Source organism: Pseudoalteromonas sp. A25 (assembly GCF_009176705.1).
Classification (GTDB): Bacteria; Pseudomonadota; Gammaproteobacteria; order Enterobacterales; family Alteromonadaceae; genus Pseudoalteromonas.
Window position 1 is genome coordinate 1,380,489 of record NZ_AP021846.1, and the last position, 21,257, is coordinate 1,401,745.

Annotated in this window: 17 protein-coding genes; 12 read left to right on the plus strand and 5 right to left on the minus strand. The window is 38.5% G+C overall.

The features are described 5' to 3' along the window. The first annotated feature begins 291 nt into the window (after nt 1-291). The 4 genes from GDK41_RS06220 to GDK41_RS06230 all read left to right on the plus strand — a co-directional run bounded on the left by GDK41_RS06220 (nt 292) and on the right by GDK41_RS06230 (nt 3,639). On the plus strand, nt 292-759 hold the full coding sequence (locus tag GDK41_RS06220) for a site-specific integrase (RefSeq protein ID WP_232056533.1): 468 nt from the start codon (nt 292-294) through the stop codon (nt 757-759). Then, nucleotides 746-2,812 (plus strand): hypothetical protein, encoded by a 2,067-nt coding sequence (locus tag GDK41_RS06225; protein ID WP_152085596.1) that lies wholly within the window; start codon nt 746-748, stop codon nt 2,810-2,812. The genes GDK41_RS06220 and GDK41_RS06225 overlap by 14 nt, the downstream gene beginning before the upstream one ends. A gap of 204 nt (nt 2,813-3,016) precedes the next feature. Then, nucleotides 3,017-3,190: a hypothetical protein gene (locus GDK41_RS20200; RefSeq protein ID WP_172971559.1), complete on the plus strand. Its 174-nt coding sequence runs from the start codon at nt 3,017-3,019 to the stop codon at nt 3,188-3,190. 98 nt (nt 3,191-3,288) lie between these two features. Further along, the gene (locus GDK41_RS06230) at nt 3,289-3,639 is read left to right on the plus strand and encodes a hypothetical protein (RefSeq protein ID WP_197739493.1); all 351 of its coding nucleotides are present in this window, start codon (nt 3,289-3,291) and stop codon (nt 3,637-3,639) included. On the opposite strand, the gene GDK41_RS20485 is transcribed toward GDK41_RS06230, so the two are convergent. Then, nucleotides 3,571-3,747, minus strand: coding sequence for a carbohydrate-binding protein (locus GDK41_RS20485; RefSeq protein ID WP_152087526.1), 177 nt, complete (start codon nt 3,745-3,747; stop codon nt 3,571-3,573). The genes GDK41_RS06230 and GDK41_RS20485 overlap by 69 nt on opposite strands. A gap of 142 nt (nt 3,748-3,889) precedes the next feature. On the opposite strand from GDK41_RS20485, the gene GDK41_RS06240 reads away from it, so the two are divergent. Both GDK41_RS06240 and GDK41_RS06245 read left to right on the plus strand, forming a co-directional pair. After that, complete coding sequence (locus tag GDK41_RS06240) at nt 3,890-4,078, plus strand: hypothetical protein (RefSeq protein WP_152085597.1); 189 nt, start codon at nt 3,890-3,892, stop codon at nt 4,076-4,078. A gap of 235 nt (nt 4,079-4,313) precedes the next feature. Further along, nucleotides 4,314-5,354 carry an IS481 family transposase gene (locus GDK41_RS06245; protein ID WP_152085062.1) on the plus strand — a complete coding sequence of 347 codons (1,041 nt, stop codon included), beginning with the start codon at nt 4,314-4,316 and terminating at the stop codon, nt 5,352-5,354. Between the two features lie 94 nt (nt 5,355-5,448). Here GDK41_RS06245 and GDK41_RS06250 read toward each other — a convergent pair whose 3' ends face one another. Beyond that, nucleotides 5,449-6,561 (minus strand): ParB/Srx family N-terminal domain-containing protein, encoded by a 1,113-nt coding sequence (locus tag GDK41_RS06250; protein ID WP_152085598.1) that lies wholly within the window; start codon nt 6,559-6,561, stop codon nt 5,449-5,451. A 1,078-nt stretch (nt 6,562-7,639) separates the two neighbouring features. Here GDK41_RS06250 and GDK41_RS06255 point away from each other — a divergent pair. Continuing rightward, a complete protein-coding gene (locus tag GDK41_RS06255; RefSeq protein WP_152085599.1) occupies nt 7,640-8,509 on the plus strand; it encodes a cupin-like domain-containing protein in 870 nt (289 codons plus the stop codon). A gap of 199 nt (nt 8,510-8,708) precedes the next feature. Here the strand turns inward: GDK41_RS06255 and GDK41_RS06260 are convergent, their stop codons facing one another. After that, nucleotides 8,709-10,013, minus strand: coding sequence for an amino acid kinase family protein (locus GDK41_RS06260; protein ID WP_172971560.1), 1,305 nt, complete (start codon nt 10,011-10,013; stop codon nt 8,709-8,711). Nucleotides 10,014-10,018: 5 nt separating this feature from the next. Continuing rightward, the gene (gene ectB, locus GDK41_RS06265; RefSeq protein WP_152085601.1) at nt 10,019-11,329 is read right to left on the minus strand and encodes a diaminobutyrate--2-oxoglutarate transaminase; all 1,311 of its coding nucleotides are present in this window, start codon (nt 11,327-11,329) and stop codon (nt 10,019-10,021) included. A 1,281-nt stretch (nt 11,330-12,610) separates the two neighbouring features. Between ectB and GDK41_RS06270 the strand changes: the two genes are divergently transcribed. From GDK41_RS06270 to GDK41_RS06290, 5 genes are all read left to right on the plus strand, one after another. Then, nucleotides 12,611-13,435, plus strand: a complete 825-nt coding sequence (locus tag GDK41_RS06270; RefSeq protein ID WP_152085602.1) for a DUF6875 domain-containing protein — start codon at nt 12,611-12,613, stop codon at nt 13,433-13,435. An 11-nt stretch (nt 13,436-13,446) separates the two neighbouring features. Then, nucleotides 13,447-14,832, plus strand: coding sequence for an FAD-dependent oxidoreductase (locus GDK41_RS06275; protein ID WP_152085603.1), 1,386 nt, complete (start codon nt 13,447-13,449; stop codon nt 14,830-14,832). Between the two features lie 209 nt (nt 14,833-15,041). Next, complete coding sequence (locus tag GDK41_RS06280; RefSeq protein ID WP_232056534.1) at nt 15,042-16,334, plus strand: HlyD family secretion protein; 1,293 nt, start codon at nt 15,042-15,044, stop codon at nt 16,332-16,334. A gap of 38 nt (nt 16,335-16,372) precedes the next feature. After that, complete coding sequence (locus GDK41_RS06285; RefSeq protein ID WP_152085604.1) at nt 16,373-17,101, plus strand: ABC transporter ATP-binding protein; 729 nt, start codon at nt 16,373-16,375, stop codon at nt 17,099-17,101. Continuing rightward, nucleotides 17,098-19,524: an ABC transporter permease gene (locus GDK41_RS06290; RefSeq protein WP_152085605.1), complete on the plus strand. Its 2,427-nt coding sequence runs from the start codon at nt 17,098-17,100 to the stop codon at nt 19,522-19,524. The genes GDK41_RS06285 and GDK41_RS06290 overlap by 4 nt, the downstream gene beginning before the upstream one ends. A 119-nt stretch (nt 19,525-19,643) precedes the next feature. Here the strand turns inward: GDK41_RS06290 and GDK41_RS06295 are convergent, their stop codons facing one another. Then, entirely contained in the window at nt 19,644-21,077 is a 1,434-nt protein-coding gene (locus tag GDK41_RS06295; RefSeq protein ID WP_152085606.1) for a S41 family peptidase, read from the minus strand. Between the last annotated feature and the right edge of the window lie 180 nt (nt 21,078-21,257).

The following is a 21,257-nucleotide window of genomic DNA, read 5'->3' on the forward strand; positions in this document are numbered from 1 at the left end:
ATCGATAATTTTGCGTGACTTTTATATGTGTTTATGCCCTTGTTGATCTACCTCTATGCGTTAAAGTTATATAAAATATATTGTATACAGTGTTTATTTGGTGTTAATAATATTATGTCTTCAAAGAGAAGGCTTGGATACACAACATACAAAGGTACATTATGAAACTAAATAACATTATTTTATCTCTGCCATTTTTGGGGCTGAGCGTTAGTCAACATACCTGAATCAGGCATTTTTAATCCGGATAGCTCATATGCTATTCCTGTTTCTATTGGTCCGAAAAATGGGGTGAAAACAAAGTTTAGTAAACAGCGTCATGTCGAATTCCCGGCATCGCTGATGTTTAAACTCTATCAATACTTATGCTCCCCCTCCCGACAAAAATATACCGCAAAGGGTCAAAATGACGAGCGAAAGCTATTTATTAGCCGACAGGGTAAACCGTTTAATTCCAATACGATAGAGAAGTCATTTTCAGATATACGAAAGGTGATTTCTGGGCGGTACAGAGATTTTAACTATGCCATTCATGACTTGAGATCAACTTATGCAACCTACACGCTTCATAAGCTTTGGGAGGAGAAAGGTAGCCTGCGGGCTGCTGCTTCAATACTTCAAGAACTGATGGGCCATAACAGCTTTACTTCAACCTTTAAGTATGTTGAGTTCATCGAATCCAATTCCTTGATGCTGGAGCATGCGGATCACATGAGTGACATTTTCCAGTTGTTCGGTGGATCCAATGGCGAAAAGTAGTTTAAGCGGCTCACGCTTAAGGCGACCAGAAGATAGTGCGGTTACAACCTTTCCTACCTGGAGCTATGAATTACTAATCGACAATTTCGTCACATCAGTTGATCTCCAAGGACTGGCGCATTATTTATGTGATCCGACAAAGAAAAAACAGGATAGACAACAGCAAGTCACCAGATATGCCTATGCTTTTAAGCAGGAACTAGATCGCCAAACGGCCCATGCGACACTGTACAACAGTTTTCTAAAGTTTAAACAATATCTAGTATGGTGCGACCAAAATAGCTTATACCCTTTCTCTGAAACCACTTGGAGACAATATCACCGCCATCTATGGGAACTTGTTTTACTTGGCAACTGTTCCGCTCCTATATGGCAGATGTCAGAAGGGCAAGATACGGGATTAAAGGAGCGATCGGCAGGTTATATATTTTCTGCAACTGAGCAAGCCTTAATATGGTGTGGTGAAAATGTTTTTCAGTGGGGGAAACAACTGCGACGGTTTCGCTCTGGAAAGCCAAAGTCTTATGAAGCTTATTCAGAGCGGGAACTGCCAATAATCCTGAACCGATTATCTTCTTACTTTTTTCAGCTGGCTATTCCACTGTTAAGTGAATCGCCTCCTAGGGTGATATCGGTTGAAATAAAACAGACGTTTTTTGATGTTCCAGTAAAGGCCCAGAATAAAAAGGGGCGAGCCAAGGGCGCGATGATGAATGTCGATACCGCATTTAACCAGGCTATAGCGTGCGGGTATTACCTCCTCAGTTACTTTACCGCGTTTAATACAAGCCAAATGTGGGATTTGTGCCACCCGGTTACTTGGATAGAAGATAAAACTGTTGAGTATTACAGGCTGACCGCACACAAACGAAGAGCAAACAAGGAAGTGCTGTCGCTCGTTGGTGGGGAGGTGCACAAGAAGTCTTTACAGTTCATCGAAACGCTATTGGCTCTATCCCTTAAATATTCGACTGGGACAAATGACAAATTGCTTTATTGGTTAGATAGAGGTGGTGAGCAGCGAGCTTTAAACTCGACACTGCTCATTAATACTCAGCTATCCGGCCGCCTTCTGTTAATGTCAGATGGAGCATTCAAATCCATTCCATATCTAATGGGTATCCATGCTCACTTTATAGAGACAAGCTTAAAAGGCTATGTCGAATTTGATGAGGTGAAGCTGGTAAAAAGAACGGTTGTAAAAAACAAAAGAGTTATACGTCGATTTTGCAACAGACGAGTGACGACACTTAGCTTTGCTATATTGCATGCCATCATTGTTGCTCACCCAAATAATAGCTCAGAAGGTGTGAATTTAAAGCACATAATTCTGCCATTAAAAAAGAATCTAGAGGGCGGAGCCCTAAGAGTTGATTTTCACTACGAAAATGGAAGTCAAGGTAGCTTCAGTATTGATACTAAATACGAAAAATTCTTAGAACGTTTGGCCACGTATGCAGTAACTCGACAGCGTAAAAATGTATCAAAGATACATTATCTCTTGCCTTTGGGCAGTGAAAGAGAGGCGAGCCAGTGGGAAGGCTTAGCGCCTAACTTGGGGCATTTAGGCGACTATGGGGTTCATGTCGGCCAGTTTCTTGTAAATTTGACGTCCAGCCGTTTTAGGGAAACCGCTGCAAAGCTCGCAAGGCGAAAGGCCAATAGAACGGAATTACATGTTTCACAGATATTAAATAATCAATACCGCACAGTGCTCAAGCATTACAGTGAAGGTAACCGCTACGATAATCAACTAATCATATCCCAAGGGCTGGCTGTAATTGAAAAGATGAGCGCAGGAGCTTCCCTGGAGCAATCGAAAGCTGAGTTAGCCTCTGAATTGGGTGTTCCAGTTATCAAGTTTGATGAGTTGATAGGCAGCAATGCAAACTTGGATGGTGTTGGGGTTGCGTGTTTCAGCAGAAGGAACAGATTGAAAATAGTAAATCTGCTGGCGGCCAAACATGCTTCGATTATGAAAGTTGTATCAAATGCCAACACGCAAAGCTGGTCAATGATGTCGAGCCGCTATATCGGCTGTTGTCCTTTTTAGAATGCATGGAAGAGAGTTGGCTTTACTATCCGGAACGTTTTCCAAGAAATCTAGGAAAGACGGTTGAGCTTTATAAAAAGGTTATTTCTAGCGCTGTTTCTCCAGATATCGTCCAACAGGCCCAGTTTAGGCTTGATATTGAGGGGCGGCATATACTCTGGGATAATCTGGAACTATCTTCTCTTGGCGTAAAAGGGGTTTAAGATGATTATTGGAAGTACGCAATTAACAAGCTCCAGCACGGTTGACGCGTCTGTGGAACGATTGCGGTATTTAGCTCAACATGGACTATGGAAAGACTTAGGACAGGAAGCCGTATCCTTCGAACTCGACGGCACGCCTATTTCCTTATTTGACCATGATGTTTGGGACTTTTGAACTGGTTTAATTGAGCAGTTCATTCTCACCATGAAGTGAAGAATTTTTGTAGGCGGCTTGATAGTAAATGTAGATATTTGGTTCTTTGCCTCAGTGGTATGCGAAGTAATGAATTACTACAAATTGCTCCTGAGTATGGTGCACAGACAATTGAACTAGATGGCCTGCCAATTTATCTTTTTCATACTAAGCAACAGAAAATCACACCGGGTTATCAAGGACAGAATGATGTGTATGTAACGACACGCAACGGACACCTCGCGTATGACCTTCTGAACGCACTTAATAGACCGGTTCGTACTTGGCTTGCTAATCAAGGAAGTAAAGTTTGGTTGTTGAATGGTTTCACACAGCTCAGGAAACCTCGAAGTGTCCACCGCTCAGGAAATGTTCTTAGCTCTCTGAGGTGGTTGTTGACCTTGAGTCCACCATCGCGCTTGATAAACTAAATTATTGTATTCAGCTTTATCAGGGTAACGATAAGCCTTGGTTGAATCAGTGTTTGAAGTTTCCGAAGTGGGAACTATTTTTATTTTGTACCTATTTTTCCTATATATTTTGTGTTAGTTTTGCGATGTACCTTTTTACGCAAGAAAGCATGTGAGCAATACGTGTTGTAGAACGGTATTGTCATTGCAGGGGAGATTACTGCCTTTATAAAAATGGAATGTAATAATAAAAACAATTGCAGAGGTAAAAATGAATAGAAGTATATGTGAAGCACTAGATGTTGAACATTTGTCTAGAAGAGAAGAAGAGTTAATAAAAAAGGCTTATCAAAGTGGTTATAAACAAGGGTATAAAGATAGACTACAAGGGGTTTTTCTAAGTTCAAAAGTAATTGAGCGAAGCATACTATCACTATTAAAAAGTGATAGTATGTGTTGAGAGAACTCGCGTCCTTTAAAATTTTGTCGACTCTATTGTGACAGTGAAGTCTAGCAATGAACTGTACATAAATGAGCGTAGTTAAACCAGCTATTAACGTAGCATGAAAATCGTCTGATTGAGATGAATTAGTCTCGACTTGATCTGACATTTCGATTTGAAAAATTGAGAGTTACCCGTTTTGATAAAGGTGTCGAATCTTTTAATCAAAACAACCTAAAAGGTGGTAACTCTCATGTTGCATACTAACAACCCAATTATAAAACACAAAACTGGATTACTTAATCTTGCAGAAGAACTAGGTAACGTTTCAAAAGCCTGTAAAGTCATGGGCGTTTCAAGAGATACATTTTATCGATACCAAGAGCTAGTAGAGGACGGTGGCTTGGATGCGTTAATTGATAAAAGTCGTAGATCGCCAAACATTAAAAACCGTGTAGATGAAGTTACTGAGAACGCAGTGGTTCAATACGCTATCGATTACCCAGCTCATGGCCAGCACAGAACTAGCAATGAGTTGCGTAAACAAGGCGTCTTTGTTTCAGGCAGTGGCGTTCGCTCAATCTGGTTACGCCACGATTTAGAGAACTTCAAGAAACGCTTAAAAGCTCTAGAAGGTAAAGTTGCTGACGAAGGTATTATCCTCACCGATAGCCAAATCGCTGCGCTTGAGAAAAAGAAAAGCGATGACGAAGCTTGCGGTGAAATTGAAACAGCACATCCGGGTTACCTAGGCTCACAAGATACCTTCTATGTTGGCAATCTCAAGGGTGTTGGGCGTATCTACCAACAGACGTTTGTCGATACCTACAGCAAAGTAGCCTTCGCAAAGCTGTATACGACCAAAACACCAATTACTGCGGCTGACATACTCAATGACAAGGTTCTGCCTTACTTCGAGCAACACGAGTTGCCAATGTTACGCATTTTGACTGACCGAGGCACCGAATATTGCGGTAAGGTAGAGCACCATGATTATCAGCTCTATCTGGCAATTAATGATATCGACCATACGAAAACTAAGGCAATGTCGCCTCAAACCAATGGTATCTGCGAGCGATTCCACAAGACGATACTTAACGAGTTCTATCAGGTTACGTTCCGTAAAAAGCTTTACGGTTCGCTAGAGGAACTTCAAAAAGATCTGGACGAATGGATGGCTTATTACAATAATGAGCGAACTCATCAGGGAAAAATGTGTTGTGGCAGAACGCCATTTGAAACATTGCTTGATGGAAAATCGATTTGGGCTGAGAAGAATTTAGCTCAAATCTAAACTGACAGTCACCGATTGAAAAACGGGTAACTGTCAGATCAAGTCTGAGCTAGTACAATTGAGACGATCTTCATGCGTTAGAGAAATAAAGTCCTTATTGGCTTCCACTTTGAGAGTCATCGTCTGACGCATTACTCATGTGCTCACATAAAGAATTAATCAATTTATTGATCGCTGAATTTACCTCGTCACAATCTTCCCAGTTGATTGTGGCCCAGTTGATGCCTGTGTCCGATTTAGAAATATCTGTAAATAACAAGGTCTTTAAAATCGCCTGATTGGAGATTTTTGGTACGGTATACGTTTGCGACTTCTTATTACCTGGGCTATTTCTACCTTGGAGAATGTCAAGAATGCCCTCGGCTATTATCTTTTTATCCTTTTGACTTAATAAAGTTTTACTATTTAGTGTTTTATACTTTATCTCAGACTCAAGAATTACTTTTTTTACCTTTACAAAGGAAGCACTTAAACCGTTTTCGTAAGCTTTAACTATTTCAGGGTAACGAGTTAGTACATTATAATTATCAAAAGCGCCCATAGAGATACCAAGATTTTTCGCTTTTTCCTTAACGGTTAACCTTTTCTCTCCGATCTTTAATCTAGCCTGATCTAGTCCATCAATTTCTAGCATCGCCGACAAGAAGGCTTGTAGCTTTCCGTATTGAGGCAGATCTTCTCGACTGGCATTTTCTTGAAATTGCTTAACTTTATATAGCAAAGGTCGGGAGTCATACACTTTGAATTGTGCTGCATGATCAAGTCCAAACACAAAAAGTAGCGCAAAGAAACGCCTATGCCCAGTTAATATTTGATATCGATTTCCTTCCACTGGAAAAACTGTTGGGACCTGAATTATTTCTGATACTGCAATGTTATCTCCCAGCTCAATGATCGACTCTATAGTATTGTTTGCCTTCTTCCAATTATTTGAGCCATATTCAAGGCAGTTTATGATAACGTCCTTACCAATAATTACTTTATTGTTGGCATCATACAAGTCAATGAGCTGCTTTTTAGTTAATTTTCTTTCGGTGAATAATCTAGCATGCTCATTTTCAATAAATACACTTGGTAAAAACCGAGTATTCGTTTCATCGGGTGAAATTAAATTTAAAAAAAGAGATTTATATTCAAAACTTTCGCCATGAAGCTTTTCGCTATTGTTCAATGTTGCCAGAATCAAGTCATCTCTATTGTTTGTCATATTTATTTAAAACACCTAAATTTTAAAGTTGTACATTACCATACTAGTCATCTTTCATCCCCACTTAAAGGTAGTGGATAAAGACTCAAGCCCTTATTGCAATCAAAAGGCACTCGCTAGTCTATCAGTAGCTTCAGCCATGGGCAAAACGTTTGTCACTCGTTGCTTATAATTTTAAAGTCGCTTAGTCGCTTAAAATAGTACTCGTACACTTTGTACTTAGTATGGCTCCTTTGCACCATTTTCTCCGTACAATCATTCTATTAATCTTACATGGGAGTTGATCGCTTTATAGTGAATAGGTAATATGTTCTTTAGGGCAAATCTGTTATTTATGTGCTGAATAGAAACTTGAAACCTCAGTTTTACAAAGCACTTGGTTGGCTTTTCGTTGCAATACTTCAAAAGCGAAAAGTGTTTAATGTAGCGAATTACTTTGAAGTAGAAAACAAGTGGCTGCCTTCGAGCGTTTTGCTTACATTGTGACTGCGCATATTGCGGGCTGTCTTGGTTTTTTTAGTATGCACGACTAGTTGTTAGGCGGTTGTTGTGCTATTTGCAAGTCAGTCTAACTGTTTAGTTATTAAAACTTCAGTCTATAAGTTGATATTCATTAAGTTCAATAAATCATGAATACGGTTAGAGTAAATGATGTATTTAAGAAGCTCTTGACTCAGTCTTGTTCTAACTCTTTTTAGGTTTGTTACATCAGCCTGAAAGGTTGATAGCGATACAGTGTAATTTTCGTGGATATTCATATTGTTTGTTTTTTGTACGACATGTGTTGTATTCATTGTTACTAAGACATTTATCAAAGGTTATTTTTGGAAATCTACTTATTTTTAGAGATGCTAAAAATTCTTGCTGCGTATGGAGGTTGATATGTGAACAATGACAGGAATCAAGCTGTGCATATACAATGTGCAGATAGAGTAAGGTGAACTGTTAATTTAAAATCCCTTACTGTACCCTTTGTGGGTTTTTTAGGGGCTTAATAATTCAGTAAGTATAGTTTTATTGAATGGTAAAGTATCTTTTTATTATCAAATAGATACCGTTATATTAAAGGAAAAATTTCATGTCGTCATTGATTGATGTAGTGACAGATATCTCAGCTGTTGACTTTAAAAAAAACTACCTAGAAGCTAGGAAGCCCTTATTAGTTAAAGGCGGTTGTAGTCAATGGAGCGCAACAAAAAATTGGAGCCCTCATTTCTTTGGCTCACATTTTGGTTCTACAAAAATTCCACTAAAAACGTTTACACCCAATGGTATATTAAAACAACAAAAGCCTCTGAAAGAGTATTGCGATGAGATTCAAGAGTTTGAGTCTAGCACAAATGCCTCTCGTCCTCCTTACTGCCACGACATACCGATATTTAGAATGGAACCGAGGTTAATAAAGGATATTGAGAACTTTCCTGTCGATCTTCTTCCATCTGCGTACAAAAGGTGGTGGGCTTATTGTCAGTTCTTTTTAGGGCCAGCAGGAAGTGTGACCCCGTTACATTTTGATTGTTTGTTGACAAATAACCTGTTTTTTCAAATATCAGGTACCAAAAGGTTTACTTTGATGCCGCATGAATCAGCTGAACATTGTGGGCAATACAATTGGCGTTGGTTTAAGCTTGATCCTGAAAATCCTGCTTTGGACTCATTTCCAAATTACTTGCCAAATAAAACAATGACCGTCGATGTAGAAGGCGGGGATATACTATTTATGCCAAGTGGTATGTTGCACCATGTTCGTTCTTTGTCCACATGTATTTCCTTCAATATTGACTTTCATGATCTAAAAAGTGCTCTAGATGGTGTGCTCGCACTTAATAAGGGAATACCTAAGAAAAATGCCTACTACAATGCCTTAGTGCTTTGCCGCCTAGCGACTAAATTACCGGAGTGTATATTTCTGAAGTTTTATAAGAGCTATCTGAATTATGTCTCTTAATTTGATGGTAATGGTCCACTGTCTTAAAATTAAATATTTCTAGTATTTAGAGAAGTGGACATCTCAAAATGGAGCCTTGTTTGCAGTGAAGGTCACTAACTTGGAGATAAGTATGCTATCTCACGCGTGAGATGATACGTAATTGTCGATACATTTGTACGATTCCTAATTAGTGACACAACTTTAAAACTAGAATTTCCTAGTTTTCCCCCATAAGTTCTCCTTTGAAAGCTTCACTTTGCGTTTCTGCGTGCATAGCGAACTCATGAAGCTTTGAAAATTCATCGTTAGATATTGAATCATGTAAGACAATAAGCGAAAGTGTTCCTGTTGAGTGTAGGTTGTATTTTTTAAAGTCTATACCTAGTTGCTCCAAGGAGAAAGTTAGCGTCTTATCGACTTTGCAGTTACTATAGAAAACGAGTATGTCAACTAGAATATATTGGTTTTCTAATTTTGGATATCGTCTCACACTTTCTAATGAAACTAAGCAGCCACCGCCTTGCTCCTCTGGTAGAGCATAAAGAATATGCTCTTGAGAAAGTAGTGTGCTTCTTTCTTCCGTTATTAAACAGACCTCGTTGGTTTTCGATAAAAAGCTGACATGAGGCTGCGTCTTAACTGTAACTACGCTTCCTTGTTTAAGAGGCTTCAGGCTACTTTTTATTACGATATTGCAGTTGTTACTTTGCAATGGAAGTAAGGTGCGAGCGTGAAGGAGCGTATTTCCAGATTGAGCGAGTATTTGAATTTGGGAACGGCTGATTCTGGGTATTAAACGTGCACCTTTCACAATTCTAGGGTCTGCACTAAAAACCCCTTCTACATCAGTCCAAAAGTACAAGGTACTTGCATTTAAAAGGTTGGTTATTAAGCTTGCTGAATAGTCGCTCCCATTTCGCCCTAAAGTTACCGTGTTTCCTTTATTATCAGCAGCAATGAAGCCTGTCATTATAGACAAAGCTTCGGTAGTTTTAGACAGATGCTGCTGCAAGTTGTTTCGACTCATGTGAAAGTCAACTTCGTCATTTTTCACTATGAGTATTTTTCTTGCATCTACCATCACAGTATGGTGAAAAGATGACAATAGCACTGTCGCTAAAAGCTTTGCTGACCAGATTTCTCCAAAGCAACACCACTCAGATTCAGACTTACATTCAGCTTTATTGGCCCTAACCATTTTTGAAAGCGTATCAAAATCAGCGCGCAATTGTGCTAAAAGGGGAGCATGCATTTCCTCAGGTGCAGCATTTATCAAACTAGTTTGATAGTCCCAAAGAGACTCAAGTATTTTTAGCGCATATTTGGGCGACGTAGAGCTGCTGTGCATTATCGACAATAGTTTATTCGTGGTTTTGCCAGCGGCCGACACTACGACCCAGTCGCCTATGCGACAGTGGTCTTTAATAATACTTGCAACGTGCAGGTATGAAATCGCGCTGCTTAAACTTGAACCACCAAATTTATGAACAGATTTTGAATCTAAATAGTGTGAGTTATACATACAAGCTATTCTGCTGTCAGGCTCAAGTTTTGTTTGATATTGTTTGAAGTGCATGAATTGTAACTAGCGTAACTTGAGATGCAGTCTTCAATAATTTTTAGACCAGATAATAGATCCACTTCATCAATTATCAACGGCGCCATTATTTTCAATACTTGTCCTTGGTTACCACAAGATTCAACAATTAGACCTTTTCCAAAACACAAATTAATGATACCTGGCACAACTTCAGGATCAAGGAACTCAACACCTTGCATAATCCCAATTCCTTTTACTGAGCCGATGTACTGAGAGAATGAACTTTTCAATCCAGACAAAAACTCAGTAATTATTTTCGCCTTATGCTCTACTTGTAGCTCAAACTCATTTGTTGCCCAATAATGCTCTATGGCTATTCTTGAAGCTACGAAAGCTAGATTGTTACCTCGGAATGTTCCATTGTCTTCACCTGGCTGCCAAATATCAATATCCGGTCTTGTTAATAGAAGCGCAAATGGCAGCCCCATTCCACCTATAGATTTCGATAAGCACACTAAGTCTGGCTTTATTGATGCTCTTTCAAAACTGAAAAACTTGCCTGTTCGACCACAACCAGATTGAACTTCATCTACAATAAGTAAAATACCATATTGCTCGGTGATGTTTCTTAGCTCTTGTAACCACTCTATTGATGCCGTATTTAAACCTCCTTCACCTTGTACTGTTTCGACTACAACCGCTGCGGGTAAATCTAATCCAGAGCTTTTGTCTTCAAGGAGCTTTCGAAAATAAGCCATAGTATTTATACCGTCACCTAAATAGCCATCATAAGGTAGGCGAAAAGTGTTACCATAAGCCGTAGCTTGTCTGTGGTGGCTGCTACCCGTTAATGAAAGTGATAGACCGGTCATGCCATGAAACCCATTGGTAAAAGATACAATAGTTTCTCGTTTGGTCCACTTTTTAGCTAGCTTCACAGCCGATTCGATAACACTGGTGCCTGTGGGGCTAGTAAACTGCATTTTATAGCTCAGATCTCTAGGCTTTAAAATATACTTTTGAAATGCGTCGATAAAGCGTCTTTTTTCGGTAGAATGCAGGTCTAAAGCCATAACCAAGCCATTTCCTTCAAGATACTCTATAACTCCTTGTTTGATAATAGGGCTGTTATGTCCAAAGTTAAGAGCACCTGCTCCGGCTAAAAAATCTATGAACTGATTTCCATTTTCGTCAAATAGTCTAGCGCCTTGTGCTTTACTAAATACTACTGGAAAAGTACGACAGTATGTGCGTGCCGACGATTCATATTTGTCAAAGGCTGACTGAGTATTTTTCATTTCTACAACTCCATTACTTTGTTTTGTATTTTAAGTCTCTGTACTTTAAAGCTTCATTGTGCAGGACAGTGAATGACCAACGAGTTCCACTAAAAGTTTGTAGCTAAAGTGTATTGGCATCATTATGACGCCAATACATAGGTTGCCTTTCATGCAAGTCCAATTCAAAATTATGAAATTGAGACCCTAAGATGCAAAGAGCAAAGCTAACATTAAAGAGTTAGCATTGTGCTGACATACTACTCATAACGTTATTAATAGAACTTTTCCCTTATTTCGATCCTTTCTTAATATGATTATAAAGGCTACATAAATCTATAATATGAGCTCAAGGTAAGGTGATTTTAATAATTTACAAACGGTTACTAGCGACTACTGAAGCAATGAAATTTGAACAAAAGTACTCTCTGTAACTCACAGGTCTGTATGTTTATACTGGTTGAAAACCTATTAGTTCCTTTGAAATAGTGCTATCAACAACACATAGCTATTCTATAATTTATTACAACAAACATACGCAATGCTTAAATAGCTGATGACAAAAAAGTAATTAGATTTAACAAAAAGAAGTTTACAATTCAAATCTCACACATGCAATACACTTTTCGCGTCATATTATCTTTGTAAAGTTTAATTATCGTGAGAATTAGAGATAAATCACTGGTGCTTTAGCGGGTATTTATTCACGCTGTTACTTTTTCCACGATACAATTGTTCACTTCCTGTAACATGAGACATGTTTAATGAGAGCTTTCTGTAATATCACAAACGGGAGATTGAAAAGTCACGTTTTACAGAATCTCAGCTCATACTTAGAAACTGTGCTCAAAGAAATGGATATGATAGAGGCATAAGAGTTGCTTACTGGGCTTTTTAGTGATTTGATTTAACGACATCATTTTTATTTATTTCATTCTGACATAGACTGCGGGTATACTAAGTCTTGATAATATGTTAGAAATTACACCATATAGCGTTTTAGTAGTGCAACAGCTTTCGTTGAGTTTACGATTGATAGGCTTCTATCATGGTGAACGATATACTTTGTGGCAAGTTTGTTTCATGCTAAAAAAGCCTAAATATTTATTATTGACTCAGTTATGTCTATTCATTTATTGAAGTGTCGTGTTGCTTCAATAAAGTTAAGTGAAGTTGTCAATGTTACTAACACATCCGTTAAGAGAAACTGTGTACTATTTACGTGCACTCCAATACTAATGTCGCGTTTTTAGGTTCGCATTTTGTAAAAACAAGTGACATATAAAGGATTTTTTTGACCATATGAACGAAAATAATTTATGCACTCACCAAGGTGCTATAACTTCAGGAAGTATATCTGAATCACATAATCTCGAAGAAGAAAATAATAGCGTTACTTGCCCCTTTTCAGCCAATAAAAGTGAAAAGATTCCTATACTTTATAAAGCATCTGAAGTAACGTCTTCGCTCGGCACATCATCTAGTCTGGGTGAAATACTCGAGTGGGTAAATTCATTTTTAGCGAAACCACATAAGGAGTTAGGTAGGAAAGGCCCTGTGTGTCCTTTTGTTCCTATGTCATTGGTTTTAGACAAAATATGGTTTACTGCGATTGAAAATGATGCGACGAATGTTATAGATATATGCGATATTGTGACTAACCTTCGTGAGGTCTTCTTAAGCACAGAGCCTACAGATAGTGAGCTCGCCATAAATAAAGCATTTCTAATTGTTTTTCCTAAACTTAAGAATTCGGATGCCAAAGTTGTTGATACTGTGCAGCTCCGGCTAAAAGAGGAGTTTGTTGAGCAAGGTCTGATGCTTGGAGAGTTTCATGCACATAATGAAAGCCCTGGGCTGAGAAATGAAGCATTTAGACCGTTAAGAAGCCCGATTCCTATGCTGGCAATTCGACATATGGTAGATTCAGATCTCCCTTTTTTGGTTAAGAAAAGCTACCCTGCGGAGTTAAGAAAGGTTTATATTAGGGCGTATTTATCTAACTTATATAATTCACTAAGTCGAGCAAAGTTCAGTGAAGCCCTAGAATACTTGATAGAAGCAGAGTTGCAATTAAGCAGTAAACGGGCCTCTGAAAGTGATATTTTAAGCAAACAACCAGTATAAGAATATGAGTCATGTCAATAGAGCAATTGAACATTGAGAGTGAGATAAAATCGGTAGTCGTATCTGCTCAAGGGCTAACTAAAGCATCAGAGCGTGTAGCGGTTATTGGCGGTGGCCTAGCAGGTTCCATGATAGCATTATTATTAGTGCAGCATGGTTATGTAGTTGATTTGTACGAGAGGCGCATCGATCCCAGAAAAGACAAGTTGGCCAGTGGTCGCTCTATTAACTTAGGATTATCTAAGCGTGGTATTCAAGCTCTCAAACAGGTGGGGCTTTATGAAGAGGCGATCTCTCGAACGGTAAAAATGACAGGTAGAGTCCTCCATTTACCAAATGGCTCAGAAAAATATCAACCCTATGGAAAAAATGATAATGAAATTCTTCACTCAATTGATCGTAATGAATTAAACCGATTATTACTTGAAAGAGCCGAAGAATCAGAAGCGCTACAACTTCATTTTGAACACAGGTTTGTCAATTTTGACAAGGCCAATAGAATACTTCACTTTGACTTTAATGGTCAGGAGATCACGACTAAGGCTGATTGGGTTGTTGGGGCTGATGGGGCGTTTTCTGCTGTTCGTAGAGAAATGCAGAAAGGTGAAAGGGCGGCTTATAATCAAGAGTTTCTTGAGTGGGGTTATAAAGAGCTCAACCTTTCTGCATCTACTGATGGTAAATCAAGAATTGAATTGACAGCTTTACACATATGGCCCGCGATTGAAGGCTTAATCGTTTCTCATCCCAATTTAGATGGTTCTCATACATTGACACTGTTTTTGCCTTTTGAAGGGCAAGAGAGCTTTGCAAAGATTAGAAAAACAGAGCAAGCAGAAGCTTATTTTAAGCAGCAGTTTCCCAGTTTGAAGCCTTGGCTAAACGAGATTCTGGAAAATTGGGAAAGCCACTCAGTTGGGAGTTTAATTACAACTCGAACAGACCAATGGGCTTATGAAGACTGGGTAGTTCTAGTTGGAGATGCATGTCATGCCCAATATCCATTTTATGGTCAAGGAATGAATTCTGCGTTTGAGGATTGTTGTTTATTGATAGAAAAGCTGCAGAAGTATGCTTCAAAAAATCAGGCGTTTAAAGCTTTTGAACAGCAGCGCAAACCTCATACAGACGCACTTGCTGAGTTATCAAAGTTAAATTTCTTAGAATTAAGGGAAAAAGTGCGTTCACCAATATTTATTGCGAAAAAGAAGCTTGATTTGCTCTTACATCGTTTATTCCCAAAAGTTTGGTTGCCTTTGTATAGTATGATAGCCCATACAACAATACCTTATAATGAAGCTAGAAAAAGGGCTAGGCGGCAAGAAACTATTATGAATGGTTTTGTCGGGAGCGTACTTGTTCTTATAGCATCATGTATATTTGTGAATTTACTTTAGCGGGGCGTATCTCACGTGTGAGATGATGTACACAAAGTAAAACGTAGCGTTACTGTCAATGATAAGTTCTATATCAGATGCTTACTATCTTGGTTGGTGACGCTTTGTAAAATGATTAAGAAGGCTATTTATCTTCAGAGCAAATCAAGATATTGCTTCTTTGTGATATTTAGCCTGTGCTGACCCTACACGGCTGTGGCTAATTTGTTATGGTTGTTAAGTTTAAATTTGGGGAAATCCTTTTGGATATAGTTAAAAGCAAAGTAAAGAAAAAAAACTACCTTTTGAGTAAAAAGAACATTTCCATTGCGGGTGCTGGTCTAGTGTTGATTTTACTCTTTGGATGGACAAAATCATCGCTCACTTCTGTATTTGTTGAACGCAGTGATGTGGTTGTGGAAAAAGTTAAACAAGGGAATATCAATGCTACTGTTGAGGGGTACGGCAAGCTTATTTCTGGTAAACAACAACTTATAGCGGCTCAGACTGTTTCCAAAGTTAAAGAGATCATTTTAAGGCCTGGTGCACACGTAACGGCTGAAAGTGTTATTGTAAAGCTTGAAAACCCTGAACTTGAAATAGAAGTTGAGAATAAAAAATATGACCTTTCACTAAAAAAAGCGAGTTTAATGCAGCAGGAAATAAGCAATAAACGAGAGTTGCTCCAAGAATCTGCATCATTGGCTGAGGTGAAAGTCGAGTTCGAGACTGCTCAAATGAAGCGCAAAGCTGAAGAGGAGCTTTATAGAAAAGGGATTGTCTCGAAGTTAACTTTTGAATCATCTTTGTTAAAAGAGCAACAATTAAAACAGCGAATTTCTATATTGACCCAACGTTTCGAACAGCTGAAGTTATCTCACGAGGTATCTTTACGCATTATTAAAGAGCAGGTAAAGCAGTCTGAACGAATGTTAGCAAGTGCACAGTTACGAACAGAGAAACTTATTGTTAGGGCTGGGTTTGACGGAGTACTACAGAGACTTCCTGTTGAGCTAGGACAGAACTTGAATATTGGTGATGAAATTGCGTTAATAGGTAGCGTAACTGAATTAGTAGCACAAGTACGAGTGCCCCAGGGAAGTGCTCAGTATGTCGCTGTTGGTCAAAAGGCAATTGTTGATACTCGGATAGACAAAGTTGAAGGGATTGTCGAGAGAGTAGAACCAATAGTTGAAAAGAATACCGTAACGATAGAAATATCGCTTCCTGAAAAGCTTCCTCTGGGTACTAGACCTCAGCTTAATGTCGATGCTTCCATAATTATTGATACTCTAATCGGAGTGAAATACATCAGACGTCCAGCGCACAGTAAAGCAGGTGATAGGAAAGAGCTCTACCATATTCTCAAAAGTGGCAATGAGGCCAGATTAAAAAGTATTGAATTTGGTAGAGAAGCAGGAAAGTTTATTGAAATAGTTTCAGGCGCTCAATTTGGAGATGAAATAATCATTTCAGATACGAATGAATATAAAGATCAGAGTAGCCAACTAATACTAAGGTAAAAATTTGGCTGCAACAGCAAGTAATAAGGAGTGGAAAAATGACCGTAGGTGCTGCTTCGCCTCAACAAGTAGTTAAACTGGAAATGATTGGTATTGAAAAGGTGTTTGAAACAGACGATCTAGAAACGCATGCTCTAAAAGATATTCACCTTACAATATATGAAGGTGATTATGTTTCAATTTCAGGACCGTCAGGGTGTGGTAAGTCAACATTACTGTCAATACTAGGGCTGTTAGATACACCGACGAGCGGTAAATATATTATCGAGGGAAGTGATGTTTCTGGTCTTACATATGACAAAGCTGCTGAAGTAAGAAATGCGAAGATAGGCTTCATTTTCCAATCATTCAATTTGATTGATGACCTTACCGTATTTGATAATGTTGCATTGCCCTTGAGATATAATAACCATCAATGGAGTGATAATGAGATTACAGACCGGGTTCAAGAATGCTTAAGCTTAGTGGGAATGGAGCATCGGTTATACCATAAACCTAACCAACTATCAGGTGGGCAACAACAAAGAGTTGCTATAGCGAGAGCTTTAGTAGCGCAACCGGCAGTGTTACTGGTCGATGAGCCGACTGGGAATTTGGACTCTAAAAGTGGTGAGCAAGTTATGGACCTTTTAGCGAAATTAAATGCTAACGGGACTACCATATGTATGGTAACTCATGACGCCCGTTTTGCTGAGATGGCGAAAAGAAAACTCAACCTGCTCGATGGTAAGATTGTTGCTAAGGACTCATTAAGGAAAGTGGGATGAGTGCTTTAACATATTTGATCACGCAAGCTTGGAATTCACTACTGAAACGTTCAGGCTTTATTGGCACAGTTTGCTCGACAATGGGTATAACCTTAGGTGCATTGATTTGCATTTCAACGTTTGCGTATGTATTAATATTGAAACCTTTGCCTTATTCAAAGCAAGAAAGTTTGTTCAGTATTACTCAAATTGCAAAGAATGCTACAACCGACAACATCAGTCTTGAACTCAATGTTCCTGGCTTGGTTGAAATGTATAATAATCAACCTGTTTTCTCTGAGCAGGCTTTGATTTTTTATGGCAAAAAAATACTACTATCTACTCCTGAACAGCCAACTGTATCAATCTCACATGTCACACCAGGATGGTTTAATTTGTTTGATGTTAAAATGGCAAAAGGGCGAATTTTTGACTCTAATGAAGAAGTAAATACATTTCATCATGGCGCGATTATAAGTTACGAGGTCTGGCAAAATATGTTTCAAGGGGATGAAAATATCTTGGAACAAAAGTTAAGCTTTGGAGAAAGTAGCTTTCCAATTATAGGTGTTATAGAAAAGAATTTTATCGAGCCAAAGCTAAATGGAGGTGACTTTAAAACTGAAGTTTGGCTTCCTTGGGATTTTAGCTTTTCTAATGCGGAGTTACGTACTAATTGGCAAGCCAGTTTTGATGAACTAGTTTATATAGGCCAACTAGCTGAAGATATTTCTGTAAGCCAAGCTCAAATGTTACTTGGGCCACAAAACAATAAAAAATGGCAAGAAGCTATGTCCGATTCAATGTTCTTTAAAGATTGGTCTGTGGAAATTGAACTTGTGCACCTTCAAGAAGTTATTTTAGGCGGACATGCAAATACTTTACTTCTCCTTTTAGCCGGAGTATTGGGACTTGTTATTATTGCAACTGCAAATATTATAAACCTATTTAGTTCTCGAACAGCTGAACAGTTACCTAAACTCTCGATTCATGCTGCTCTAGGAGCTAAGAAAAGAGATATTTTCAGGGTCGTTTTAGCTGAGTCGACAATTTTGATGGCGCTTTCGGTTATAGTGGCGCTAATATTTTCTTATGTTGGATTTGTATTGATAAGAATAAATTTGTCAGAAGTATTTCCTCGTGTGGAGGAGCTGTCAGTGGATCTCTTTACTATTTGTTTAGCTTTAGTTTTACTCGTTGCGTTTGCATTGATTTTTGCGTGGTTTAGTAGCCGCATGATTGACTATAAAACGCTTATCGTTATGCTTAAAGGAAGTGGCAAGGGAACTGGCTTTCAAATCTCAAAGAGAGCACGTCAATTACTAATTGTAAGTCAGATCGCTGTAGTTACATTTATAGCTTTTATCAATATTAGCTTACTCAAAAATTCGATAGATAGTATAACCGAGCCATTGGAATTCAATATTGAACGTATGATAGATATTGATTTAACCGTGAGTAGAGCTCCAACCAAAGAAGAATTGGAAGGCTCACCTTTAGGTGAAGCGATTAGAAACAAAATATTAGAATTACCTCAGGTTGAGTCTATAAGTGCTGCACGGTCTCCATTGAGTGGCTTTGATGATTGGTCTTTTACAGAACCACGCAACAATATACAGTTTACACCCGACTATAAATCGGTGGATAGCAATTATTTTGAAATGATTCAACAGCCTTTAGTAGAGGGCAGCTATTTTTCTGCGTCAGATGTCAAAGATGAAAATTTAGTTATCATTATAAATGAAGAGCTTGCTCAGCATATTGCACCTAATTCATCTGCAATAGGCATGAAGCTTATCTCGGCTGAAGAAGATACTTATACTATAATTGGCGTCGTTAAGAGCGTAAAAATTCCAGGTAGTACACGAATTCCACTGAGAATATATGTACCAACTTCGGTTCACTCAATTGAAATGATGATCAAATTAGCTCCAGGTCAAGAACTTAGTCGAAGTGAATTGGTATCTGCTATAAAGGAAGTAACGAGTTTACTGGCGATTTATGAGATGACAAAGGTAACAACATTGCAAAATACCTTGTTGTTTAGTAAATATATGACGGCTATCACAACGACGTCTATTACACTGTTAACTTTTCTTCTTGCCGGTATAGGGTTGTACGGAGTTTTGAGCTACAGCACACAAATGAGGCGTTTGGAAATTGGTACTAGAATGGCGCTTGGGGCTAAAAAAGGTGACCTGATCAGCATGGTAATAAAAGATAATATGCCAGCAATATTACTTGGCTTCTTTATCAGTCTGATTCTACTACTTGTTATGTACAATATTTATGCTGGTGAACTGTCAGAATACATTGAGCTATCACTGATATTTACGGCCGCGTGTACCGTGCTTTGTACTATCGCGATCGCTTTAATTTCGTGTTATGGCCCGCTGCGGAAGTACATTGTAAAGCCCGCGATTTATTCATTAAGAGATGGATGAAGACATCGGAATAAGTTTGTTAGCTATTTTAATAAAACGAGCTTTGATTAAGTAGCTCAATTATAAATTGAGCTAGCCTTCAGCTATGGGGCTAGCTCTCGTTTGTCGTATAAGATCCATTATTTTAAATCTGCTATAGCTTCTTCTAAGGCTTTATCTATCCCTTGCTCAATATCTTTAATGTTGAGGTACTCAAAATATTTGCTAACGGGGTGACCTATCATTTCATACTGAACACCTTGAGTGTCCCAATATACTTCATTAGATAAAGAAAAGTACCAACCATTAGAAAGTTGTTTTATGAGGGAATCGCTGTATGCTCCATCAGTTCTGGTACCATAAAAAGAGACGTTACCTCTGGCTTTAAGTCCAAGCACAAATATCTCTGCAGCACTTGTTGTAAATTGGTTTGTGAGGACAATAATAGGCCCTAAAAAAGGAAGGGCGTTTGCCGGGGCTACGGTGACTGTTCTAAGAGGAGTGAATCCGGCTAAATATTTGGCTTGCTTACTTGCAACCACAAGTTTCTTGTCAATGAAGTAAGACAAAATTTTGAGAGAGACTAAATCATAACCTCCTGGATTCGAACGTAAATCAATTACGATACCGTTTGACTCCCTCATACTGGGAAGTATTAAATTTAATATTTCATCCACTGCGTTTAAATCACTTGTGAGTGTTTGAGACTCTGAGAACTCACTCATCTCTGAAATTTTAAAATAGCGCAAATTATTGGGCAGATGCGCAAACAAAAAATTGTCATATCTTTGTATTGTAGAAGTTTGCTTTGCAAAATAACCTTCAGTGATAGACTCTGACCTATCTTGTAAATATAGTTTGTAACGCCAATAGTCAGAGTGCGCGTATTCGGTGTTTTTTATCTGAGCTTGAACTAACCTTTGTCTTAACGTGTTAAACTTTGTATCATTAAACGCAAGTACGTTACCCTTTTCATCCCACAGTGCAGCGTGTCCATCATCTACGCTCGTAATAAAGCTACCTATAATCTCGACTAATTCTTCTTCAGTTGTCGCTTCACTCACTTTATTAGACCAAAATTCTATTTTCTGTTTTAGGTTTACCATATCTGCGAATGCATATAATTCAGAGTACGTTTGTGTATAAACTGAAAATAAATATTGTGCATCAAAAGGTGCGCTACTGCGCTGGCTTTTTGATGTGCTGGTACAGCGCTCAGGCAATGTATTAGTCCTACGCAAAATGAGCCTGTTTGCCGCCCCCCAGTCTAGAAGTGCTACATTTGGTGCGATTAAGTTAATATCTTTAGCGAAGTTGAGCTCATTTAGCTCCCTCATTACGGTATGGTTGAGCACACAAAAATCGGAAGTAACATCGTAAACAAAAGGTTTCTTGTCAACAAAGTGTATTATGTAGCCATAACCCTGTGCAGACCATAAGTGCTCATATATCACATTCGAGTTTTCTGTACCTACATTTGTGAAGCCTTGCGCACTCGGGTGTTGTAAAGAGCTTAGCATAATGAAAAAGTAGAGCATGTAGTGACAAATTTGATTTAGAAATACCTTTTTCATGATATTCAAGTTGGCCTTTTTAATATGATTTTAGTACATTGTTAGTTCGTCATAAGTAGTTTAACAGTTACACAATTTTGTACCTAACCATTTATTATGGTCATGCTGAGTCATTTGACTAAACATATTGAAACTAGAGTGTAAGCATCAATGTGAAGGGGTTTTTGAGTTAGGCAATCA

Coding starts and splice junctions, on each gene's coding strand:
- GDK41_RS06225 (WP_152085596.1), top strand. CDS start 746: ATGGCGAAAAGTAGTTTAAGCGGCTCACGCTTAAGGCGACCAGAAGAT.
- GDK41_RS20200 (WP_172971559.1), top strand. CDS start 3,017: ATGATTATTGGAAGTACGCAATTAACAAGCTCCAGCACGGTTGACGCG.
- GDK41_RS06230 (WP_197739493.1), top strand. CDS start 3,289: ATGCGAAGTAATGAATTACTACAAATTGCTCCTGAGTATGGTGCACAG.
- GDK41_RS06240 (WP_152085597.1), top strand. CDS start 3,890: ATGAATAGAAGTATATGTGAAGCACTAGATGTTGAACATTTGTCTAGA.
- GDK41_RS06245 (WP_152085062.1), top strand. CDS start 4,314: ATGTTGCATACTAACAACCCAATTATAAAACACAAAACTGGATTACTT.
- GDK41_RS06250 (WP_152085598.1), bottom strand. CDS start 6,561: ATGACAAACAATAGAGATGACTTGATTCTGGCAACATTGAACAATAGC.
- GDK41_RS06255 (WP_152085599.1), top strand. CDS start 7,640: ATGTCGTCATTGATTGATGTAGTGACAGATATCTCAGCTGTTGACTTT.
- GDK41_RS06260 (WP_172971560.1), bottom strand. CDS start 10,013: ATGTATAACTCACACTATTTAGATTCAAAATCTGTTCATAAATTTGGT.
- ectB (WP_152085601.1), bottom strand. CDS start 11,329: ATGAAAAATACTCAGTCAGCCTTTGACAAATATGAATCGTCGGCACGC.
- GDK41_RS06270 (WP_152085602.1), top strand. CDS start 12,611: ATGAACGAAAATAATTTATGCACTCACCAAGGTGCTATAACTTCAGGA.
- GDK41_RS06275 (WP_152085603.1), top strand. CDS start 13,447: ATGTCAATAGAGCAATTGAACATTGAGAGTGAGATAAAATCGGTAGTC.
- GDK41_RS06280 (WP_232056534.1), top strand. CDS start 15,042: ATGGTTGTTAAGTTTAAATTTGGGGAAATCCTTTTGGATATAGTTAAA.
- GDK41_RS06285 (WP_152085604.1), top strand. CDS start 16,373: ATGACCGTAGGTGCTGCTTCGCCTCAACAAGTAGTTAAACTGGAAATG.
- GDK41_RS06290 (WP_152085605.1), top strand. CDS start 17,098: ATGAGTGCTTTAACATATTTGATCACGCAAGCTTGGAATTCACTACTG.
- GDK41_RS06295 (WP_152085606.1), bottom strand. CDS start 21,077: ATGAAAAAGGTATTTCTAAATCAAATTTGTCACTACATGCTCTACTTT.